The organism is Haloarcula sp. JP-Z28 (assembly GCF_011440255.1).
GTDB lineage: Archaea > Halobacteriota > Halobacteria > Halobacteriales > Haloarculaceae > Haloarcula > Haloarcula marismortui.
In genome coordinates, this window is sequence record NZ_JAAOHT010000002.1 from 1 (window position 1) to 23,087 (window position 23,087).

Annotated in this window: 18 protein-coding genes and 1 pseudogene; 12 read left to right on the top strand and 7 right to left on the bottom strand. The window is 64.7% G+C overall.

Features of this window, described 5'->3' with window-relative positions; translation table 11 throughout:
* The 7 genes and pseudogenes from G9463_RS01475 to G9463_RS01505 form a co-directional block, all read left to right on the top strand.
* Positions 1-1,065 (top strand): annotated as a pseudogene (locus G9463_RS01475) (cell surface glycoprotein); the annotation flags it as partial.
* 267 nt (positions 1,066-1,332) lie between these two features.
* Positions 1,333-2,367 carry an NAD(P)/FAD-dependent oxidoreductase gene (locus tag G9463_RS01480; RefSeq protein WP_165895779.1) on the top strand — a complete coding sequence of 345 codons (1,035 nt, stop codon included), beginning with the start codon at positions 1,333-1,335 and terminating at the stop codon, positions 2,365-2,367.
* 36 nt (positions 2,368-2,403) lie between these two features.
* Positions 2,404-4,557 carry a ribosome rescue protein RqcH gene (gene rqcH / locus G9463_RS01485; protein ID WP_011223348.1) on the top strand — a complete coding sequence of 718 codons (2,154 nt, stop codon included), beginning with the start codon at positions 2,404-2,406 and terminating at the stop codon, positions 4,555-4,557.
* A gap of 45 nt (positions 4,558-4,602) precedes the next feature.
* Entirely contained in the window at positions 4,603-5,634 is a 1,032-nt protein-coding gene (locus tag G9463_RS01490; protein WP_165895780.1) for an AIR synthase family protein, read from the top strand.
* Positions 5,635-5,790: 156 nt separating this feature from the next.
* Positions 5,791-6,492, top strand: coding sequence for a DUF4013 domain-containing protein (locus tag G9463_RS01495; protein ID WP_165895781.1), 702 nt, complete (start codon positions 5,791-5,793; stop codon positions 6,490-6,492).
* Between the two features lie 85 nt (positions 6,493-6,577).
* Complete coding sequence (locus G9463_RS01500; RefSeq protein WP_058995733.1) at positions 6,578-7,645, top strand: mRNA surveillance protein pelota; 1,068 nt, start codon at positions 6,578-6,580, stop codon at positions 7,643-7,645.
* A gap of 119 nt (positions 7,646-7,764) precedes the next feature.
* Complete coding sequence (locus G9463_RS01505; RefSeq protein WP_121303117.1) at positions 7,765-8,922, top strand: ATP-binding protein; 1,158 nt, start codon at positions 7,765-7,767, stop codon at positions 8,920-8,922.
* Here G9463_RS01505 and G9463_RS01510 read toward each other — a convergent pair.
* Positions 8,919-9,671, bottom strand: coding sequence for an MBL fold metallo-hydrolase (locus G9463_RS01510; protein WP_121303116.1), 753 nt, complete (start codon positions 9,669-9,671; stop codon positions 8,919-8,921). The genes G9463_RS01505 and G9463_RS01510 overlap by 4 nt on opposite strands.
* A gap of 283 nt (positions 9,672-9,954) precedes the next feature.
* Here G9463_RS01510 and G9463_RS01515 point away from each other — a divergent pair, with 283 nt between their 5' ends.
* Positions 9,955-10,569: a class I SAM-dependent methyltransferase gene (locus G9463_RS01515; protein ID WP_165895782.1), complete on the top strand. Its 615-nt coding sequence runs from the start codon at positions 9,955-9,957 to the stop codon at positions 10,567-10,569.
* Between the two features lie 22 nt (positions 10,570-10,591).
* Here the strand turns inward: G9463_RS01515 and G9463_RS01520 are convergent, their stop codons facing one another.
* Positions 10,592-11,416 (bottom strand): winged helix-turn-helix domain-containing protein, encoded by an 825-nt coding sequence (locus tag G9463_RS01520; protein ID WP_127013157.1) that lies wholly within the window; start codon positions 11,414-11,416, stop codon positions 10,592-10,594.
* Between the two features lie 70 nt (positions 11,417-11,486).
* On the bottom strand, positions 11,487-12,362 hold the full coding sequence (locus G9463_RS01525) for a dihydrodipicolinate synthase family protein (protein WP_165895783.1): 876 nt from the start codon (positions 12,360-12,362) through the stop codon (positions 11,487-11,489).
* Between the two features lie 96 nt (positions 12,363-12,458).
* Here G9463_RS01525 and G9463_RS01530 point away from each other — a divergent pair, with 96 nt between their 5' ends.
* On the top strand, positions 12,459-15,209 hold the full coding sequence (locus G9463_RS01530) for an ATP-dependent helicase (RefSeq protein WP_165895784.1): 2,751 nt from the start codon (positions 12,459-12,461) through the stop codon (positions 15,207-15,209).
* A gap of 93 nt (positions 15,210-15,302) precedes the next feature.
* Positions 15,303-15,941, top strand: coding sequence for a carbonic anhydrase (locus tag G9463_RS01535; protein WP_165895785.1), 639 nt, complete (start codon positions 15,303-15,305; stop codon positions 15,939-15,941).
* A 60-nt stretch (positions 15,942-16,001) separates the two neighbouring features.
* On the opposite strand, the gene G9463_RS01540 is transcribed toward G9463_RS01535, so the two are convergent.
* Complete coding sequence (locus G9463_RS01540) at positions 16,002-16,292, bottom strand: hypothetical protein (protein ID WP_240149910.1); 291 nt, start codon at positions 16,290-16,292, stop codon at positions 16,002-16,004.
* A 149-nt stretch (positions 16,293-16,441) separates the two neighbouring features.
* Here G9463_RS01540 and G9463_RS01545 point away from each other — a divergent pair, with 149 nt between their 5' ends.
* A complete protein-coding gene (locus G9463_RS01545) occupies positions 16,442-16,903 on the top strand; it encodes a PH domain-containing protein (RefSeq protein WP_004961231.1) in 462 nt (153 codons plus the stop codon).
* The gene (locus tag G9463_RS01550; RefSeq protein WP_165895786.1) at positions 16,900-18,582 is read left to right on the top strand and encodes a PH domain-containing protein; all 1,683 of its coding nucleotides are present in this window, start codon (positions 16,900-16,902) and stop codon (positions 18,580-18,582) included. The genes G9463_RS01545 and G9463_RS01550 overlap by 4 nt, the downstream gene beginning before the upstream one ends.
* On the opposite strand, the gene G9463_RS01555 is transcribed toward G9463_RS01550, so the two are convergent.
* From G9463_RS01555 to G9463_RS01565, 3 genes are all read right to left on the bottom strand, one after another.
* The gene (locus G9463_RS01555; protein ID WP_165895787.1) at positions 18,583-21,270 is read right to left on the bottom strand and encodes an AAA domain-containing protein; all 2,688 of its coding nucleotides are present in this window, start codon (positions 21,268-21,270) and stop codon (positions 18,583-18,585) included.
* 69 nt (positions 21,271-21,339) lie between these two features.
* Positions 21,340-21,735 (bottom strand): DUF2237 family protein, encoded by a 396-nt coding sequence (locus G9463_RS01560; RefSeq protein WP_165895788.1) that lies wholly within the window; start codon positions 21,733-21,735, stop codon positions 21,340-21,342.
* A 51-nt stretch (positions 21,736-21,786) separates the two neighbouring features.
* Entirely contained in the window at positions 21,787-22,998 is a 1,212-nt protein-coding gene (locus G9463_RS01565) for a MoxR family ATPase (protein ID WP_007190337.1), read from the bottom strand.
* Positions 22,999-23,087: the final 89 nt, after the last annotated feature.

A 23,087-nucleotide genomic window follows, 5' to 3' on the forward strand; every position in this document is an offset into this window, starting at 1 on the left:
GGAGGCGGCGGTGGCGGCGGAGGCGGTGGTGGCGGCGGATTCAATTTCAATGACGAGTCCGACGAGACCGACAACGGCGGCGGTGCAGAGGCTCCTGCTATCTCGCTGTCGCAAATCGATAACGGCGTCACTGTTCAGGTGACCGCCGACGCTGCGAACTCGACGGTCTCCCAGTCGCTGAACCGCTCCGGGCCGTCCGAGACCGCGCCGGCCTTTACCCTCTCTGCACTCTCGCTCAACGTAACCAACGAAAGTGATGGGTTCAACGCGACACTGCTCGGCCCACACGCTACGCCGAACGACATGGCCGCGGTTCAGGAAGACGGTGTGCGCGGATACGTGACCGTCACTTCCGGCGCAAATGCGTCTGCCATCAGCCGGGCGACGTACACCCTGCGGCTCAACGAATCGGCGCTTCCGGCCAATGGGTCGATGGACGCCGTCAGAGTGTTCCAGTACCACAACGGGTCTTGGAGGCAGCTACCCAGTACTGTTAACGCGACGAACAAGTCCATTCGGGCGACGGCGTCCAATCTATCAACCATCGCTGTCGTTTCCCCGGCCGCTAATGCGTCCACTCCGATGACAGCCGACTCTTCGGATACGAATATGTCGACGTCGACGCCCGCAGAACTCACCGTTGCTGATGCGTCGCTGATGGCTGACTGGGTCCGGGCCGGTTTCAACACGTCGGCGCGAGCGACAGTCGAGAACCCGACCGACGAAACCGCCGAACAGACGCTGACGGTCACTGTTGACGGCGACCCGGTTGCTTCCCGGACCGTCCGGCTTAACGCCGGCGAACAAACGACTGTGACAATAGAGTTCGAGGCTGTCGACGGCGCAGTCGCGGTCAACGGCGTCAGTGCGGGTGACCTGCGTGTTGGCTCGGATACCGACCAGAGCACAGGCGGGTCCGCGACTGACGAGACTGGTGAAAGCGGTGGTGGCGCAGAGCCAGCCGCGGAAACGGCCGCAGCGTCTGGCCCGGGATTCACTGTCCAGCTATCCGCACTCGTGCTGGCGCTGGTCGCCGGTCTTGCTCGCGTCTATCGTCGGGTGTAGAGCGCATACAGGCGGCAGACTTTCCGAGCTCGCTCACAGTCGAAGACCAATCTGTTTCGGTCACTGACGGTGCTGGCTGGGCAACGACTGCAGCACAGGGTCCGGCTTCTCGCTCCCACAGGTGGGCGTCGGTGTCACGATACTCACTGTCATCGGCTGGGCGTGTTGGGGCCTTCGACGCAAGCGGAGCCGCTGAATCGGACCGCTGGCTGGCGGTCCGAACTGGTTGTGTGGTGGATTTTTACTCGTACCGTCCGACGGGCAAGTATGGCTCGTAATCTCGCAGTCGTTGGTGCCGGTGGTGCCGGTGCGGCAGCAGCGTACGCGCTCCGCGACGCGGACGTCAACGTAACAGTGTTCGAGAAGAGCCGCGGCGTCTGCGGGCGCGCTGCGACCCGGCGGCACGGCGACTGTACGTACGAGTACGGGGCGAACTATCTCAAGGCCGACGACGGCCGCGTGACGGAACTGGTCACAGAGACCCTCCCGACTGAGGGACTCGTCGATATCGAGGAACCGGTGTACGCGTTCGACAGGACCGGCGACATCGGCACCGGTCGGGATGCTGACGAACACAAATGGACGTACGAGGCAGGCATTACACAGGTCGCAAAGCGGCTGTTCAATGAGGCTGACGCCGACGTAGAGAACGGCGTGCGGGTTGAGCGTCTGGAGCGACAGCGCGACGGCTGGCGGCTTGAGGACGATGAGGGGGCGGACCTTGGCCACTTTGACGCCGCGCTGCTGACCCCGCCTGCACCCCAGACGGCCGACCTGCTGGGCCAGTCGCGCTGGGACCACGACGACTGCCGGGAGCTTCGGCAAGAGATCGCTTCGGTGCCCTATCGAACGGTTATCTCCGGCGTGTTGCACTATCCCTTCGAACTCGACGTGCCGTGGTACGCCGCGGTCAACAGCGACAAAGAGCACGATATCGGCTGGGTCGGCCGGGAAGAGTGCAAGGACGGCCACGTCCCCGACGGCGAGTCCCTGCTGCTGGTCCAGATGAACGAACCGTGGTCGATTGCGAACTACGACGAACACCCCGACACGCTCATCGACGACATCGCGTCGCGGACGGCCCGATTGCTGGACGACGACCGGCTGGCCGACCCCGACTGGACCGACCACCAGCACTGGCGGTACTCCCAGCCCGAGGGCGAAGTCGACCACGATCTGCTGTCGTGTGCGGCCGAGCACGACCTGCACTTCGCTGGCGACTGGGTGGCCGGCAAGGGGCGACTCCACGCGGCGTTACGGAACGGACTGGAGACGGGCGAGGCAATCGCCGACAGCGGGTAACGGAACGCCTTTGGGTGCCCGCCGACAGCCACCGACATGGACCACAAGCGGGAACTGACGAGCGTCGACCTCGCCGCTCTTGAGGGCGAACTCGCCGGCTACGAGGGCGCGAAGCTCGACAAGGCGTACCTCTACCCCGAGGACGACCTCGTCAGACTGAAGCTCCGGGACTTCGACCGCGGCCGCGTCGAGTTCCTCATCGAAGTCGGTGATGTCAAGCGCGCCCACGTTGCCGACCAGAGCCACGTCCCCGACGCGCCAGGTCGGCCGCCGGACTTCGCGATGATGCTCCGGAACCGGCTGTCGGGCGCTGACCTCGTCCGCGTCGAGCAGTTCGAGTTCGACCGCATCATCGAACTGGAGTTCGACCGCGAGGACGCGTCGACGACTATCGTCGCGGAGCTGTTCGGCGACGGGAACGTCGCCGTGCTGGACGAATACGGCGAGGTCATCGACTGTCTTGAAACGGTCAGGCTCAAATCCCGAACCGTCGCACCCGGGACGCCCTACGAATTCCCGTCGGCGCGGTTCAACCCGATGACTGTCGATTACGACGGGTTTGTCGCTCGCATCAAGGAATCCGACGCTGACCTCGTGCGGACGCTGGCGACGCAACTGAACTTCGGCGGCCTCTACGGCGAGGAACTGTGTACCCGCGCCGGCATCGACTACAACGTCGCCGTCGACGACCTCGATGAGTCCGATTTCGAGCGGCTGTACGAACTCATCGACGAGATGGGGACGCGCCTGCGTGAGGGAGATGTCGACCCGCGGGTGTACTACGAAACGCTCGACGACGGTGACGGTGCAGGCAACGGGGAATCCGGCGATGACCCGGACCGCCGGCGCATCGACGTGACGCCGATTCCGCTGGCGGAGTACGAAGAACTCTACAGCGAATCTTTCACGGAGTTCAACCCCGCGCTGGACGACTACTTCTTCAATTTCCAGCGGGAGGAGGAAGTCGAGGGCGGCGAGACACAGCGCCCGGACTTCGAGGCCGAGATAGAGAAACAGCAGCGCATCATCCAGCAACAGGAGCAGGCTATCGAGGACTTCGAAGCCGACGCCGAGGTCGAACGGGAGAAGGCCGAGCTGCTGTACGCCAACTACGACCTCGTCGACGACGTGCTCTCGACGGTGCAGGCCGCCCGCCAGGACGACGTGTCCTGGGACGACATCGAGGCGAAGTTTGACGAGGGGGCCGACCGCGGCATCGCGGCCGCCGAAGCAGTTGTCTCGCTTGACGGGAGCGAGGGGACGGTGACCCTCGACATCGACGGGACGCGGGTCACAGTGGACGCCTTCACCGGCGTCGAGAAGAACGCCGACGAACTGTACAAGGAGGCCAAACGCATCGAGGAGAAGAAGGAGGGCGCGCTCGCTGCCATCGAGAACACCCGCGAGGACCTCGAAGCGGTCAAAGAGCGGCGCGAGGAGTGGGAGGCCGACGACGGCGAGGACGAAGCCGATAACGACGAGGCCGAGGACGAACCGACGGACTGGCTCTCGATGCAGTCCATTCCGACCCGGTCGACCGAGCGCTGGTACGAGCAGTTCCGCTGGTTCCACACCTCGGACGGCTTCCTCGTCATCGGCGGCCGCGACGCCGACGACAACGAAGAACTCGTCCAGAAGTATCTGGAGGGCGGTGACAAGTTCTTCCACGCGCAGGCCCACGGCGGCCCGGTCACGGTGCTCAAGGCCACCGGTCCCAGTGAGCCGTCCAAGGAGGTTGAGTTCCCGCAGTCGTCACTGGACCAGGCCGCCCAGTTCGCGGTCTCGTACTCCTCGGTCTGGAAAGACGGGAAGTTCGCCGGCGACGTGTACATGGTCGACCCCGACCAGGTGTCGAAAACGCCGGAAAGCGGCGAGTATCTGGAGAAGGGCGGCTTCGCCGTCCGCGGCGACCGGACGTACTTCGAGGGCACGCCGGCCGGCGTCGCCGTCGGTATCACCTGCGACGACGAGACGCGGGTCATCGGTGGCCCGCCGGCGGCTATCGAGGGACAGGCCGCGACGAGCATCACCGTTGAACCGGGCCAGTACGCCCAGAACGATATCGCCAAGCGCCTCTACCGCGAGTTCAAGGAGCGGTTCGCCGACGAGACGTTCGTCCGCAAGGTCGCCAGCCCGGACCAGATACAGGAGTTCCTGCCGCCCGGCGGCAGTCGGATGACTGAGGATTGACGATGCGGGGGCAGAGAGAACACCTCGCTGGAGGTGACTGACCGGATGAGCGACCTCGGGAAAATCGACCGCGACCTGTTCGATACCGTCATCTACCCGGAACTGGGCGCGGACCGAGAAGACGTGACGCTGGGGCCGACGCACGGCATTGACTTCGGCGTCATCGACGTGGGCGGTGACGCTCTCGTCACAGCCACCGACCCGCTGTCGGTGCTCCCCGATCTGGGGTTCGAACGGGCTGGTCGGTTTGCACTCGATGTGGTACTTGCCGACGTTGCCGTTTCCGGCATCCCGCCGTCGCATCTCTCAGTGACGTTCACGCTCCCGCCCGAGATGACAGACGACGAACTGGCGGCGATGTGGCACGGCTTCGCCGAACGGGCCGAAGAAGTCGGCGTGAGCGTCGTCACCGGCCACACCGCCCGGTATTCGGGCGTCGACTATTCATGGGTCGGTGGCGCAACGGTGCTTGGCGTCGGGCCCCACGAGGACATCGTCCGCCCGGACGGCGCGCGGCCGGGCGACAAACTGGTCGTCGGGACCGGTCCCGGTGCGGAAGTCACGGGCCTGTTCGCGACCCTCTTCCCGACGCAGATCGGGCTGTCGCCCGACCGAACCGCCACTGCACAGGAACGTCTGGCCGACACCGCACTCGTCGAGGACGCCATGGCTGCGACGAACGCTGGAAACGTGATGGCGATGCACGACGCCACCGAGGGCGGCATCACTGGTGCGCTCATCGAGATGGCCGACGGTGCGGGCGTCCGATTCGACGTGGACAGCGATGCGATGCCGCTTGCTGACGGCGTCGGCGCGCTCTGTGACGCGCTCAACATCGACCCCTGGCACGTCAGCAGTTGCGGGACGCTCCTGGCCGCCGTCGACCCCGCAGATGCCGACGATGTTGTCGGTGCGCTCCGCGACCGCGGGACGCCGGCCGCCGTCGTCGGCGAAGTGACCGACGGTGAGGGGCTGTACGTCGACGGCACCCGACAGTCACATCCCGGAGCGGACCCCTCGTGGGAGGCGTTCGCCAGCTTACAGGCGGCCGCCGACGGCACCCCTGACCAGCAGTGAGACGCTGAGAATTGCCCGACTGCCGGCTACAACTGCCAGCACGGCGCACGTACTGCTATATATACCTGTACGTTGTATTATAAATTGATGTGACACCTTGTCGAGACTGACGTGGCAGCGACCACGCCAGCCAGGCCGATGTCACGGAGTACCACCATGTTCCAAGAAGCACTATCGTATCCGCGGGACAGCGACAGCGCAGTGAAAACCATCGCCATCGGGGGCGTGTTGCTGTTCCTGAGTTTCCTCGTCGTGCCGGTGTTCTTCGTCCTCGGCTATATCGCCCGGACACTCCGAGCGGTGCTGGACGATGAGGCCGAACCGCCGGTGTTCGACGACTGGGGCGACCTGGGTATGGACGGCCTGAAGGTGTTCGCTATCGGATTCGCCTACTCACTCGTCCCGGCGGCCATCGCCCTTGCGGCGGTGTTCGCAAGCGGTGCGACGCTAGGTCTGGGCGGCAACGGGGCCGGAAGCGGACTGGCTGTCGGCCTCATTGCCCTCGTCGCGACGCTCGCGGTGACCGTACTTTCGCTCGCCATCGCGTACGTGCTCCCGGCCGCAATCGTCGCGTACGTTCGCACGGACAGCATCGCGGCGGCGTTCGCACCGGACGAACTTCGCCGGCTCGCGTTCAGCCGGACCTACGCCACTGGCTGGCTGGTCGCGTTCGGTATCAGCCTGATCGCCGGCGTCCTCATCGGCGTCCTGAACGCTGTCGCCATCGGCGCGGTGCTGGCCCCCTTCGTGACGTTCTACGCGAACGTGGCGGGGACCTACGCCATCGGAACGGCCGTGCGGGATATGCCCGCCACTGACGCAGGCGATGAGACGCCCGCGACAGGCTCGGTTGCCTGATCGGCACAGTACGCCGATTCGGTGTCTCACCGTTCCGGCGAATCGAATGGCAGAACACTTGTGTCCCTGAAGCGGACGCTTCAGTATGCAAATACAGAGTCAGGAGACCACCGCGGAAGGGGCAGAACGCATCGAGGTGGTCCCCGAGACGCTTGACGACCTCTGGCACCTCTCGTATGTCATCGAGCCGGGGGACCTCGTCTCTGGCGACACGACGCGGCGCATCCAGCGCAACGATGACAACCTCCGGGACAAAGGCGGCGAGCGCGAGCCGATGTGGATTCAGATCGAGGTCACCGACGTGGAGTTCGCGAAGTTCGCCAACCGCCTCCGTGTCGGCGGCGAAATTGTCGATTGCTCCCGCGAGGACCAGCTGGGCTTTCACCACACGCTCAACGTCGAGGAACACACCGAACTCACCGTCGAGAAGCACCTCAAGCCCGATCAGGCCGACCGTCTGGAAGAGGCCGTCGAGGCGACAGAGAACCCCGACGTGGCGATTGCGACCGTAGAGGAAGGGGAGGCTCACGTCCACACTGTCGCCCAGTACGGCACCGAGGAGCGAGCGACGATCACCTCGACGACCGGGAAGGGGGAGTACGCCCGTCCACGGAAGGAACTGTTCGACGAGCTGGCGTCAGTCCTCAAACGGCAGGACGTGGACGCCTACATCCTTGCGGGTCCCGGCTTCACCAAACAGGACGCGCTGGACCACTTTCAGGACGAGATTCCCGATATCGCCGAACAGATTACTGTCGTCGACACGTCCGCCGTCGGCGACCGCGGTGTCCACGAAGTACTCAAACGCGGCGCTGTCGAGGACGTCCAGCAGCAGACCCGCATCGCTGAGGAGGCGGACTACATCGACGAACTGATGGAGCGCATCGGCTCAGGCTCGGAGGTGGCCTACGGACCGGAAGAAGTCGCCAAGGCGGCCGACTACGGCGCTATTGAGACGCTGCTCGTGCTGGACGAACGACTCCGGCTGGAGCGGGCCGGCGAGGGCGACTGGGATATCGATGTCGACCAGATCATCGAAACGACAGAACAGAAAGGCGGCGACGTAACCGTCTTCTCCGCGGAGTTTGCGCCCGGACAGCAACTCTCGAATCTGGGCGGTGTCGCGGCGCTACTGCGTTACCGCCTCGATTGAGGCCGCGTACCCACGATACGTGTCTACCGTCTTTCATTCCGCCGGTGAGTCCCCCGAAACCGTTTTTTGCCCCGCTCTCCATTGGTACGTAGTTCCAATGTCTGCGAGGAGTGGGTGATATGTCGTTCGAAGAACAACAGGACTTTGCCAGACAGGTCGCCGACCTGAACAAATACGGCCAGGCACTCAACCGCTGCGAGTCCGTCGATGAAGTCGTCTCGCTCACGCTCGAAGCGATGTCGCTGCTGTTCGAGTTCTCGTACTCTACGTTCGTCGAGGTTCGCGACGACGAGCTCCGCGTCGTCCACAGTACGAACCCAAATCTCGTGCAGGGCGAGCCACCGAGTGACTTGGCTCGACGGGCGCAGGAGGCCGGCGAAACGCTGGTCGAACAGGGCGCTGATGCCGCTGTCACGGCCGACTCGGATGTGACAGGTGCGCTGGCTGTCCCGTCCCGGATGGGCGATGAGGTGACTGCGGTGTTGGTCACTCGGTCACAGACCGTCGAGGAGTTCGGAGACGAATACGTCAGACCGATGGAAATTCTTGCCACCCACGCCGCGACGGCCATCTCCAATATCCGCTCTCGTGAACGGCTAGAGCGGGCTCATCGGGATCTGGAACGGCGAAAGGAGATGATTGAGATGTACGACCGACTGCTCCGCCACGACCTGGGTAACGACCTGCAGGTCATTGCCGGGTTCGCCGATGTCGTCGCTGGACAGGTCGACGGCCAGACCGAGGAGTACGCCGGCAAGATCCAGCGCGCGGCCGAGAGCGCCGCCGACCTCATCCAGCGCGTCGGCGACCTCGTCTCGACGCTGGAAGCTCAGGACAACCCGGAGCCACAGGACCTCGAATCGGTCCTCGGGGACACGGTGCGTGATGTCAGAGACAACTACGGGTCACTGACTGTCGATTTTGCGCAGTCAGACTTCGAGTATCAGGTGTACGGCGGTGACCTGCTCGACTCGGTGTTCACGAACATCATGTCCAACGCGGCGGTCCACAACGAGGGCGATGTCCACATGCGAGTGTATCCGGCGGAAGTCAGCCCCGACGAAGTTACGGTCTGTTTCGCCGACGACGGGGACGGTGTCTCGCCGGACTTGCGCGAGGATATTTTCCAGATGGGTGTGAAGGGCCAGGAGAGTTCGGGGACCGGCTTCGGCCTCGGGTTCGTTCGGGCGCTGACTGAATCCTACGGCGGCAGCGTCAGCGTGGGCGAAAGCGACGCTGGCGGGGCCGAGTTCCGCGTCACGCTCGAACGCATCTAGCTAACTGTTATCGTCAGGCTGTCCTCGGCAAACTGCACGTCGCCATCGTAGCTGTCCGCTATCGACTCAAGCATCTCCTCGTGTCGTCCCTCCGTGTGTGGATACAGGTGGGTGAGATACACGCGCCCGACCTCGGCGTCGGCATCGCGGAGCGTCGCTCCGAGTGTTGTCGGCGTCGGGTGGTTCGACACGTCCACGTCGTCCGGGAACGAGCAGTCGTGAACGAGCACGGCCGACCCGTCGGCGAACTCGATGAGGTCCGTGAACGCCTCGGAGTCAGCACCGAGCGTTATTGCCGGCCCGTCACCGACGGAAAGCCGGTAGGCAAAACACTGCATCGAGTGGCGCGTCTCGCAGGTGTCGCCACTGAACCCAGCCAGTTCGAAGGGGCCGCCATCGAGGTCCCTGAGTGTCAGGTCCAGTCGGTCCTGCATGTAGTCGTGTGTTTCGAGCAGGTCCCGAACCAGATCGCTCGTCCCCGGCGGGCCAGCTATCGTGAGGTCCGTCTCACCGGCCAGCCAGCGGGCCTTCATCAGCACGTCGAGGTCGGAAACGTGGTCCAGATGGTGGTGAGTCAGCAAGACAGTGTCGACGCCTTCGTACCCCGTGTCGGTCTGTGCCAGCGAGTGCAACACGCCGCTACCACAGTCGACGAGCAGCCGGTTCCCGTCGCGCTCCAGCAGATAGCCGGACTGCATTCGAGAGCCGGTGGGCATGGCGCTGCCGGTGCCGAGAAACGTGAGACGCATACCGGACGACAGCGAGCGAACGGACAAAGGGTTGGTGTCTGGGGGAACACGTTGCCAGGGGAACCACCAGGGAGCGTCAGCGGAGTGAGGGCGGTGGCCGTCGGCGGGGACGGGGTCAGGGCGGCCGTGTGGGAAGGTCACCCGTCGACGGCGCAGTTCATGCTTGGGACGGGGATAGCAAAAATTCACCCGTGGCTCAAAAACTGTTTTAACCGAACCGCGTCTGCGGCAAAACCGCGAAACGGAGCGGGAGACACTTGTGCGAGTACGACGAGAAGCGAGTATGAAGAAATCACTCGACGAGCACGCCGAGCGGTTCTCCGACCACGCCGACGCGTACGACGAGGACCAGGATTCGGCGGCGTATCGCGCCTGCGTCGATTTCGTTGTCGACCACGCGGCCCCCGATAGCGACGACGTGGTACTTGACCTCGGCACGGGCACCGGAGCGATTGCGTTCGCACTCGCGTCCGACGCAGCGGAGATTATCGGCCGCGACATCAGCGACGGGATGCTGGAGAAAGCTCGGGAGAAAGCCGACGGGCGAGGCGTTGAGAACGTTTCCTTCGGCGACGGCCGCTTCCGCGCTCCGAACGTCGACCGGCCGGTGGACATCGTCACATCGAACTTTGCGATGCACCATCTTGGCGACGACGAGAAACGCGAGGCTATCGACACAATCGCCGACCTGGGGCCGCGGCGCATTGTCCTCGGGGACGTGATGCTGTTTGGCGACGACGACCCCGACGCACCATTTTACAGCCCTGAAGTCGACGACCCGGCGACGGTCGGCGTCCTCGCTGACGCCTTCACCGATGCCGGCTACGCACTGACGGCCGTCGAGATGGTTACCGAGCAGGCTGGCGTGTTGGTCGCCGAACGCGTTAAATCGGACTGAAGCGACTGAACCGTTAATCGACTTAGCGGTAGTTTCTGTACGCCCAGAACGAGACGTACAGCGTCAGGACCAGCAACCCGCCAAGGAAGAAGGCCACACCGGGCTCGATATGGAAGCCGCCACTGGCCGCGGCGTCGGTCGTCAGTTGCCGCGCCTCCTCGGTCATTACTTCGACCGGGGTGTCGGCCTCCGGAGCCGGAGTGCTTTTCGGGGCCGGCGTGGCTTCTGGGGCCTCCGTCGCCTCAGCCACCTGGAATCCGCCGTCGTCCGCCGCTGTCGGGGTCGGTGTGGTATCGGCCGTCGCGGCTGTCTGGTTCGCCGCGTCCAGACGCTCGACGTCTCCGCCACCCTGCGCACCGTCACCGGCGGTTCCTGCGTCGCCGGCCCCGGAGCTCCCGAACTGGACCGGGAACTGCCCGAGCAGGAGTTGCAGCATGACGCTGGCCGCAGTGAGGATGCCGATAACAGGCAAAACGCGGCGGACGAGCGACCGGAGCGATTGCTTGCGGTCCTGTGTGCCGACAAACAGCACTAGCGGGTCATTCGGGGGCTCGTACACCTTCATCTCCTGGCCTTTCTCTGAGTACTGGACCCCGGCGACAGCGATGAGTTCCTCGTCTTCCAGTTTCTCCAGATGATAGGAGACCTTCTGTATCGACATATCGAGCCGGTCGGCCAGTTCTGAGGGTGTCCCCGGCTCCTCATAGACCGTGTTGAGTATTTCCCTGGCCGTTTCCGAGGAGAGGGCATCGAGTACGGCCGAGACATCTTCGTCGACCCCGACGACCTGTAGCTCCCCGTCCTGTGAGGTGCTCGTGTCGGGACCGCGGGAGGGCAGCAACGACATATATTCCGTTCACTGCCGCCCAGCGTAATGAATCTCGTGGAACCTCACAGACCCATTTGAGTCTAGAGACTCACTCCAGCCGTTCGGTCACCGACGCGACCGCGTCGGACGAAAGCGAGGTTCTGGGCGGTCGCACCGTCGCGTGGTCGATGACGCCGCGGTCGGCGAGCAGCGCCTTCACCGTTGGCGCAAAACCGAACTCGGCACACGCGTCCGAGATCGGTGAGAGGACATCCCGCTGGACTGTTCTGGCCTGTGCAACATCGCCGCTTGCGACGGCAGTACCCGCCTGCTCCAGTTCGTCAAACAGTAGATGCGAGAGCGCGCTGATGCCACCGTCGCCGCCCAGCACAATTGACGGGACGAACAGGCCGTCGTGGCCCTGGTAGACGGTGAAATCCGCAGGCGTCTGATTCATGACCGCGGTGACGTACGGGAGGTCGCCCGAGGAGTCCTTGAGTCCCGCGACGGCGTCGGACTGAGCGAGCGCGGCGACCGTCTCGATGGAGAGTTCCTGTCCGACGGCCCCGGGGATGTTGTAGAGGTAGACGGGCAGCGGCGCGTCGGCCAGTACCGCGTCGAAGAACGCCTCGTTGCCCGCTCCGCTCGCCTGGCCGCCGTAGTACGACGGCACGACCAGCGTGCTGTCCGCGCCCTGTTCGGCGGCAAACGCCATCCGCTTGTGGACAGTCGCAACGTCGGTGGCGGCCGTCCCGACGATGACGCGGCAGTCGTCGGGCGCTGTCGTCGCTGCGGTTCGGACGACGGTCCGGTACTCCTGCGGCGACAGCGTCTCGAACTCGCCAGTCGTCCCGCAGGGAACGATGCCGTCGACGCCGGCCGCTACGACGTGCTGGACCAGCGACTCTATGCCAGCGACATCGAGGTTGCCGTCGGCGTCGAACGGTGTCACCAGCGGCGTCAGTACGTCGAAGGAGTCGGCCATGCCACAGGCCAGACGTGGCGGTCGCTTAGTCGTTTTCCCGTCGATATGGCGGAACCCACTTGCCCCGGCAGTCCTACAGGTTGGTAAGAGCCGACAATGGGAGGACGCGAGCGTCTCGCAGCGACGGACCCGGAGTTCGACCCGGAGGCGGTCGACATCGACGACGCCGAGATGCTTGACCGCCTCGCGCCCGTCGTTCAGGAGTGGTGGGTCGAGCAGTTCGGCGAGTTTGTCCCCGGTAACGGCGGCTTCTTCACGCCGCCACAGAAAGAGGCCATCCCGCTCATCCACGAGCGCGAGAACGCGCTCATCTGTGCGCCGACGGGGAGCGGCAAGACCCTCGCCTCCTTCACTGGCATCATCAATGAACTGTTCGGGAAGGCCCGCGAGGACGAACTGGAGAACTCCGTCTACTGTCTGTACGTCTCGCCGCTGAAGTCGCTGGCCAACGACATCCACCGCAACCTCGGGCAGCCACTCGACGGTATCGAGGCCAAGCTTGAGGAGCGCGGCGAGGACGTCGAAATCCGGCACGCGATTCGCCACGGCGACACCAGCGACAGCGAGCGCCAGGCGATGCTGGAGACGACGCCCCACATCCTGAATACGACGCCGGAGACCCTCGCTATCCTCCTGAACTCCCCGAAGTTCAAAAAGAAACTCGAAACCATCGAGTACGTCATCGTCGACGAGATTCACAGCCTCGCAGAGAACAAGCGCGGGACCCACCTTTCGGTGTCGCTGGAGCGCCTAGAGGAGATGGTCGAGGAACCGCCGACGCGAATCGGCTGTTCGGCGACCGTCGAACCGCTCGACACCGTCGCGGAGTTTCTGGTCGGCTGTGAGGAGCCCGGCGGCGAGCCCCGCGACTACGAAATCGTCGACACGCGGTTTGCCCGCGACTTCGACATGGAACTGTCCTGTCCGGCCGACGACCTCATCAACACGCCGCGGGACATCGTCACCGAGCGGTTCTACACCCAGCTCCACGACCACATCCAGTCTCACACCAACACGCTCGTGTTCACGAACACGCGCTCGGGAGCCGAACGCGTCCTGCACAACCTCCGCGAAAAGTTCGGTGATTACGACGAGTCCAACTCCGGCTGTCACCACGGCTCGCTCTCGAAGGAGCGACGCCGCGACATCGAGGAGTCGCTGAAGGAGGGGTCACTCGATGTGGTGACGACCTCGACCAGCCTGGAACTGGGCATCGATATGCCTCATATCGACCTCGTCGTGCAGGTCGGCTCGCCCAAATCCGTGGCCGCGTTGCTCCAGCGCATCGGCCGCGCCGGCCACCAGCTCGGCGAAACTGTCGAAGGCCGGGTCATCGCACTGGACCGCGACGAACTCGTGGAGTGTGCGGTGATGCTCGAAAAGGCCGAACGGGGCTTTGTCGACCGCGTGTTCATCCCCGAGAACGCACAGGACGTGGCCACACAGCAGATATACGGCATGGCCATCAACGATGTCCGCCCCGAGGAGACGTTCAAAAGCGTCCTCCGTCGGGCCTACCCGTACCGGGACTACGACGACGGGGACTGGGAACGGCTGATGCGGTACATGACCGCCGACTACCCGGGGATGGAAGACAAGAACGTCTACGCCAAAATCTGGCGGGACACGAACGATGCGCCCGACGGCGAGCACCACTACGAGGACTACGATGTGGGCCAGCCGCTCATCGGCAAACGCGGCCGGCTCGCGCGGGTCATCTACATGACCAACATCGGGACGATTCCGGACTCGTTTACCTGTGACGTTGTCACCCGGAGCGACGACAGCTGGGTCGGCCAGCTGGACGAATCGTATCTGGACACGTTAGAGAAAGGCGACGTGTTCGTACTGGGTGGGAACAACTTCGAGTACCGCTACCGCCGCGGGTCGAAGGTGTACGTCGACCGGACCGCCGCCCGCCCGACGGTCCCGTCGTGGTTCTCCGAGCGCCTCCCGCTGTCGTACGACCTCGGCCGCGAGATACTCGACTTTCAGGGCCAACTGCTGGACCGACTGGCCGACGGCGGGATGTCGGAAGTCCGGAACTGGCTCCGGACGTTCCCCGTCGACGAGAACAGCGTCCGGGCCATCGCGCGGATGTTCCGCGAGCAGGTTGCCTACGCTGGACCTGATAGCGTCGCGACGACCGACCGCCTCGTCATCGAGGAGACGCTTGACCACGACGAGTACGAACGGCACTACCACGTCCACTCGAACTACGGCCGGCGGTTCAACGACGGCTTTTCTCGGCTACTGGCGTATCACATCGCCCGGGAGGCAAGCGCGAACGTTCAGGTCGCCGTCGCCGACAACGGCTTCACGCTCTCGATGCCGCTGAACCGGAAGGTGGACATCGCGCGAATCGTCCGCGATTTGGACCCAGAAACAGCCCGCGAGGACCTGCGGGCCAGCCTCGACGGGACGGACCTCCTCCAGCGATACTTCCGCATCAACGCCACGCGGTCCCTGATGATACTCAAACGCTACAAGGGCTACGAGAAATCGGCCAGCGAACAGCAGGTCTCCTCGGAGATGCTGCTCGGGTTCGCCGAGGACCTTGGCGATTTCGCCGTCGTCGAAGAAACCTACCGCGAGATTCTGGAGGATAAGCTCAACGTCGACGGCATTGAGACTATCCTGCGTGCGATGCAGGACGGCGACGTGGACGTGGTCCGGACCCGCGTCGACTCGCCGTCGCCACGCGCCTTCGGCCTCGCAACGCTGATGGCCAGCGACGTGGTCCTCGCTGAGGACGAGTCGGCCGTCCTGCAGGAGTTCCACCAGCGCGTGCTAAACGAGATTGACGACGGAAACGGCGAAGACAGCGCCGTCGCCACTGACGACTGAGTGGCTGGGACTGTTCGACTCGGATTACTTTCCTCCGCTGTACTGCCGACGAGCAAGCAGTAAAGGCCACGGGGCACAAAGGCGTGTTCTGCAATGCCACATCACACACACGGGAGTGACGACGCGCACGACCACGAAGAGCCGGAGGCCGGCCACGTCCACGAATCGGTTGACGACGGCGTCGACGCGAGGGACGACTGGGCGCGTCGACGGCGCAAGGGCATCCCGACCGACAAGCAACTGCTCGTCGTCGCGTGTATGGACGAGCGAATCCCCGTCGAGGACGCGCTTGGGCTCTCGCTGGGCGACGCACAGATATACCGAAACGCCGGTGGGAAGGTAACAGACGACGTAATTCGCTCGGCGGCGCTGACAACACAGTATTTCGATACGACGGAAATCATCGTCGTCAACCACACCGACTGTGGAATGATGAGTGCGTCCGACGAGGATATCGTCGCGGGGTTCGAGGCCGCGGTCGACGGTGACCTCGATGATATCGATCTAGACCCGGCACTGCCGAAGCTAGACATCGGTGACGCGTCAATCGCGGAGTGGGTCCGGATGACCGACGACATCGATGCGGCCTGTGCGGCACAGGTCGAATACCTCGAAAACCACGAGCTGATTCCCGATGATGTCACGGTGACAGGCTACGTCTACGAAGTCGAGAGTGGCCACCTCCGCCGGCCCGGCGAGCGCGTCGCTGAACAGGTCAACGAGCGCGTGTAGTCCGATACGGTCATCACCGGGCGGCTTACGACGCAGTCTCGCTTTCCGTCATTCCGTCATTCATTTCGTCGTCACCATCGACTCGCCGTCCGCTGCCTCCGTCATCGATTCGGTCATTGCACTGCCGTTCATCGCTGTGTTATTCTCTTGGGCCATCGAGCTGCTCGTTTCGCCGCCCTCCATCGAGTCAGTCATCCCCTCGTCGTCCATCGAGTCAGTCATCCCCTCATTGTTCATTGACTCTGCCTCCTCGTCTGCGGATTGTTCGTCGCCGCCGGCACAGCCAGCGAGCGGGAGCGTGACACTTGCAGCGGCGAGCGTCGTCAGAAACGTCCGTCGGCTTCGTGACATACGCTTTGTCCGGCATCGGGGGCATACAAGGACGTTTTTCGAAGTTTCAGACGATTCTGCCCACTGTTTGACCCATGTGTGGGTCGGAACGCTTCCAATTTCGTTCCGGAGCCAAACCGTTAATCCGCGGCCGGCCCCTCGATTCGGACATGGAGTCGCTTCACCCGCGAGTGAGACTGCTGTGGGTTCTGTCGACAGTTATCCAGGCGTCGGTGCTCGGCGTCATCGCGTATCTTGTCGACCGGTTCGCGGTCTCACTGCCACAGACGGTGGTCGTCGGCGGCTGGGTTGTGCTCGTGCTTCTGGGTGTTGCCCATGCCATCGCTGCCCACCGGATTTGGCGTTTTGACCTACAGGACGACGCGCTCTTTCTCCTCCGCGGTGTCGTCACCCGGACCGACACATCAGTCCCGTACGTTCGTGTCCAGCACGTCGACACCACGCGCGGCCCAGTAGAGCGAGCTATCGGGCTGGCGAGTGTCGTCGTCTACACTGCTGGGACCCGCGGCGCGGACATCACGATTCCCGGCCTGCGGCCCGAACGAGCCACCGAATTGCGAGAACAACTCCGTGACCTCGCGAACGAGAGCGAGGCCACGGACGCGGTATGAACCGGCTCCACCCGCGAAGTGCGGTTCTGAGCGTCGCCCGAGCGGCGCTACAAGGCGGCTTCTTTGGCTTCTTCGGCGGGTCCGTCGGGACCGGAATGCTTGGACTGCCAGCGTTCGCGGTTCCGCTGCTGGGCCTGCTCGGCGCGCTGACGTTTGGCGGCTACGCGCTGGCACGGTACTTCCGCTTTCGCTACGAACTCGACGGGGACACGCTCACCGTCGAATCTGGCGTCTTCGCCAGACAGTCCCGCCAGATTCCGCTGGGCCGAGTCCAGAATCTCGATGTCGAACAGAACATCCTTAACCGCCTGCTCGGGCTCGCAATCGTCCGCTTTGAGACGGCCGGTGGGAGCGCGACGGAGGCCACGCTGGACGCAGTTGACGAGGCCGAGGTCAAACGCCTCCGGAACTACGTGCGGACTCACGACCGGGACGAAGCCGCCGAGTCGGCGGCAGAAACCGCCGGCGCGGTGTCTGGGACTGCAACATCTGGCCGGTCGGCCCACACTGACCTCCCCGGCGTGACCGGTCCCACACCTGCACACACCGGCGACGCCCAGACGGCGAACGACTTCGAGGACTCGGCCTCGGCTTCGGACACGGAACCACGCGACCAGCCGGACGGGTCGCTGTTGTTCGCGTTCGACCAGCGCGAACTCCTGACGTACGCGCTTGTCTCCGTTCGGCCGGCCGCGCCGGTCCTGACGCTGGCGTCGCTCCCGCTTGGGATGGACGTCGTCTGGGCCGTCCTTCGGTTCAACGCGACCCTCGTTGGCGCGTCGCTGAATGGACCCGTCATCCGCTGGCTGGCTAGCTCGCCGGAATCCACGCGACTCGTCGTCTTCGCCGCGATTTCGCTCGTCCAGTTCCTCCTGCTCGCACTTGTCGTCAGCGTGGCGCTGACAGTCATCGAATACTACGGCTTCCGGCTCACACAGGCCGACGGCGACCTCCGGTACGAGCGGGGGCTGTTGCGCCGGTACAGCGGCAACATCCCGCTGGAGAAGGTCCAGACGGTCACCATCCGCGAGAACGTTCTGATGCGGCGGTTCGGCTACGCGACGCTGGCCGTTGAGACGGCCGGCTACAGCGGTGGGAACCAGCAGTCAACGCAGGGCGTCGCCGTCCCGCTCGCGCCCCGCGAGGAAGTGTACGAACTGGCCCGTGACATCGAACCGTTCGGCGACCTCGATTTCGACCGCCCGCCGAAGCGCGCCCGTCGGCGCTATCTCGCGCGGTTTTCGCTGGCGGCGGCCGGACTCACCGCAGTCGCCTACGCCGTCGACTCGCTGGTGCTTGAGACCGGCTACTGGTGGCTCGCCGCCCTCCTCTTTCTCCCGGTCGTGCCAGCGGCACACTTCCGCTGGCGACACCGCGGGTTCGACCTCGATGGCTCGGTCTTGGCGACCCGGAGCGGGTTCTGGCGGCGGACGACGCGCATTGTGCCGTACTACCGGCTCCAGACGGTGTTCGTCACGCGGTCGCCGTTCCAGCGCCGCCGTGACCTGGCGACCGTGGGGGCTGACACGGCGAGTTCATCAAGCCTGCTCGGCGGCGTCGCTCGGGTGTACGACATCGACGAGGACACCGCAAAAGAACTCAGAGACACGCTACGGGACCGGCTCACCGCACACGTTGCAGGGCTGCGGACAGGCGACAGGGGCGACGCGGATGCGTAGTCAGCCCCGCGCCCACTCGACCATCCGACCGTACACCTCGTCGGTCGCCAGCGCGTCGCCGTCGCCGACGAGGACGAGCGCCTTCTTCGCCCGCGTGAGTGCGACGTTGATACGCCGGTAATCCTCGAAGATCGGGCTGTCGAGCGTCCCGGTGGCGACGAAGGAGATGACGATGACCTCCTTGCTCGACCCCTGGAACCGGTCGACCGTGTCGACGGTCACGTCCGGCAGGCGCTTGGAAATCTCCGCGACCTGCGCGCGGTACGGCGCGATGACGCCGATGTCGGCGGCCGGAACCCCCGCAGACCGATACGACACGACGATTTCGGCAATCCGGTCGGCTTCGGTCGGGTTGGTGTTGCCGACCTGACTGCCGCCGGAGTCGACAAACGCCACTCGGTCTCGGAGTGCCTCGGGTAAGCTCGCTGTCGCAACGCCATCGAGGTCATCGAGCCGCTGGGCCGCCACCTCGCCGGTCGCGGGTCGCAACTGCCCGTCGTAGAACTCCCGCGAGGCGAAGGCCTGGATGTGCTGGGCCATCCGGTACTGCCGGTCCAGCATCACGCCCGCGTCGGGATTGTCGTCGATAAGCCGCTCGAACAGCGAGGTCGACAACGTCTCGTCCTCGGACTGGACCACGGGCGGGAGCTGCTGGTGGTCGCCGACGAGCACGAATCGGTCGGCCAGCGTCGTCGCCGCGAGCGTCCCCGGCTCGGTCAGTTGGCCGGCCTCGTCGACGACCGCAACGTCAAACTCCTGCGTCTGAAGCGTGCTTCCGCCACAGGTGGCCGTCGTCGCCGCGACGACCTGCGCGCTCTGGAGCCGACTCGCGCACTCACCGGGGTCGCCGCTGGTCTCCAGGCGGTACTTCTGCATGTCATCGCGGACGCCGCTCTCCGTGCCGACGCGGACGATGTCGGTGTAGCCCTGTTCTTCCAGCGCTTCCAGCAGATTGTCGACGGCGCGGTTGGTGAACGCCGAGAGCAGCACTCGGTCACCGCGAGCAACGAGGGCCCGAACCATCCGCGCCAGCGTGTATGTCTTGCCTGTCCCCGGCGGGCCGTGGACGAGCGCGAAGTCCTCGGCACCGACCGCTAGCTGGACGGCATCGTTCTGGGCGTCGTTATTGTCGATGAACGTCTCCGAGACTGGATTGAACTCCGGCTCGCGCCGCCCGAACAGCACGTCTTTCTGCTCGGGCGACTGGAGGAGCACGGCGTCGTGCAGCGCGTTCTGGAGTCGGTCGGTCGTCAGTTCGGAGGGGTACACGTCCAGCCGGCAGAGGTCCAGTGGCTCGTCGGCCGTGACGACGATTTCTTCGCCGAGACGTTCCACGCGGGCCAGTTCGGCGTTGCCGGTCACCGGGTCGCCGTCGCTGGCGAGCACGAGATTACCTTCGCGGATCTTCGAGACGGCCCCCGTCCCGGTTGCCCGGAGTTCCCAGCGGCCGCCGTCGAGTTCCCGGCGACCGGTTGGTTCCAGGCCGATGAGCGCCCGGTCGTTGTCGGCCCGCTCTTCGGGCGTCTGCTCCCAGAGCTTCGCGTACTCCCGGTGGACGGACCGGCGTTCGGCCTCGACGGCCGTGTAGAACCGCTCGAAGTAGTCCAGTTCCTCGTCGGGCACTGCCCGACCGACTGTTCCTGCTTTGGATTCCTGGTCGAGGCGGCCAGAGACAGCCATACAGGTGTCCTGCTCGAAGCAGTACTCGCATTTGGCGTTGGCCTCGTAGCCCGTCGGCACGCCAGAGTCGTACTCCATCGCCGCAATCGCGTTGCGGGTCCGGACGACGTAATTTAGGAGTCCGCTCCCGATAGAGAACTCCTTTGCCGGCGAGAGGTCGCCGCTCTCCTCGTTGCGGTCGACAGCGGCGTTCTTGGTGTAGAGAAGTGTGCCCGTGTCCGGGGCTGCGTCGACGGCGCTGCCCGCGCCAGCCGCGCGCTCGCCCAGCATCAGGGCGTACGCCGTCGCCTGTATCTTGTCCTGAAACCGCGGCTCTCGTTTGGTGTTTTTGCCGGTCTTGAGTTCGACGGGCATCCCGCGACGGACGGCGTCAGCCCGTCCCTTCATGCCGAACCGCTCGGAGATGAGCGTCATCTCGGAGCGCCACTGGTCGGTCTCCGTCAGTGTCCCCTGCTGGAGCCACCCCTGGATAGCCGACGCGTGGTCGCGCACGTCGCCGGCCACCTCATCGGCCTCCCGGCCCAGCAGTCCGATGTCCAGTCCAGCGGCGTCGACCTGCTCCTCGACAGCGGTGTCGAGGTCCCGGCCCCGAAGCAGGTCGCCAAAGACCTCGTGGACAACGGTCCCTTTCACCAGCGGGTAAGCGTGCTCCGCGCCGTCGAGTTTCCGGAGGTAGTACATCCGCGGGCACTGCACCCACGCCCGGATGTCGGTCACGTCGACGAGGAAATCCGGCTGGACGACGAGGGTGGCGTCGCCGCCGACGGAGTACTGCTGCTCGCCCTGATACTCCCGCTCGTCGGGGTTGTAGACGGCGATCTCCATCCCTGTCTCGATGACCGCGGCGTTCTCTGTCCACTTCCCCCAGAGCGTCACCGTCGTCGGTTCGCCGGCCCCGCGGTCGGGGCGTATCGTCACCTCACAGAGGTCGCTCTCTCCGTACTGGGTGTTCACCGTCTTTGGCTCCTCGATGTCGACGACGACGCCACGAACGCGGTCCACGCTCATCGCTTGGCCCTCCCCTGTTGCACGGCCAAAGCGACGGGGCGGTCCCTCAAAAGTCGTTCGCGGCGTGGCTCATTCAGCGGTCGCGTCGGCATCCGAGTCACCATCGGCAGCGTACTCTTTCAGCGTCTCCAGCGACACGTCTTCGAGCACATCCTCGCTCGTCGCGTCGAGGTTCACCGGCGGTGCGCGCCCGGCCTCGTGGGCCTCTATCCAGCGCGGGACACAGACACACCAGCTGTCACCGGGGTCAAGACCCGGAAAGTTCAGCTCCGGCCGCGGCGTCACGAGGTCGTTGCCCTGTGCCTTGCTGTACTCCAGAAACTCCGCCGTCATCACGGCACAAATCTCGTGCCGGCCCGGGTCGCGCTGGAGCGGGTAGCAGTACCCGTCGCGCATGAACCCGGTCTCGGGGTCCATCGAGCAGGGAGCCAACTCCCCGCCAAGGACGTTGCGTTCGCTTTCCATACTACGTCTGGCTGTTCCGGAGAGTAAAGCCGTTCGGCTACCCGCTCGCGCTCACTGTCCGTGTCCGATGTCGTCCTCGTCACTCCGGCTCTGCGTGTCACCTGCCGAGTCGGTAGGCTGGTCGCCATCCCTGTCCGGTTGCCTGGCCTTGCTCTTCTCTGCTCCAGCAGCACTCTGTGGCGGCTGCTGCTCGGGCGAATCATCGTCTGGCGAGGTTTTCGACGGAGAGTCAGCAGGCTCGGCCCCGCTCGCTGCTGTCGATTCGGCCCTGTCGTCCGTCTCCGGTGCATTCGGTGAGACTGCGGGCACGTCGACAGCGTCCAGCGCAGCCTGAATCACATCGGTCTTCTGGGTCCCTTCGATAGTCGCCTCCGTCGTCAGGACCAGTCGGTGACTCATCGTCGCGTTCGCCAGCCGCTTCACGTCGTCGGGTGTGGCATACTGCCGGCCGGCGATGACTGCGCTGGCCCGGACAGCCTCGAAGACCCGCTGCACGCCCCGCGGCGAAACGCCGATCTCTGTCCGGTCGTCTTCGCGTGTCGCCCGCGCCAGGTCGACGATATAGCGACGAACCTTGGTGTCGACGCGGATGTCTTCTGCACACTCCTGAAGGGCACGCACCGTCTCTGGGTCAACTACCGGGTCGACCGACGGCGAGAGTGTTCGCCGGTTGGCCCGCCGGTCGAGCAGCCCCATTTCCCCCTCGACATCGGGATAGGCCATCGACGTCTTCACGCTGAAGCGGTCCCGCTGGGCCTCGGGAAGCTGGAAGGTCCCTTCCTGCTCGATGGGGTTCTGGGTCGCGATAACGACGAACGGTGTCGGGAGCGGATGCGTCGTCCCGTCGACACTGACCTGCCGCTCTTCCATTGACTCAAGCAGTGCAGACTGGGTCTTCGGCGGCGCGCGGTTGATTTCGTCTGCGAGCACGACATTCGAGAACACCGGCCCCTGTGCGAACTCGAACTCCCGCTCGTGTTCGTTGTACACGTTCGACCCGGTCACGTCCGCCGGCAGCAGGTCCGGTGTGAACTGTATCCGGGTAAATTCAAGACCCAGCGCCTCCGCCAGCACCCGCGCCAGAACAGTTTTGCCCGTTCCCGGTACGTCTTCCACCAGAACGTGTCCTCTGGCGATGACGCCAGCCAGTGTCTCGAACAGCACTCGGCGTTCGACAACGACAGCCTCCTCAACTCGCTCCACAATGTTGAGACAGTGTTCTGACGCCGCCGCAACGCTCAAATCCGACGATAACCCGGCCATGCTCCATGCGTTGCACTCGGGGTGTATCAATGTGTACCATTAGCCGGTATCTGTCAGTTCACAGTGGCTACTGGTCCATCCCGGATGAG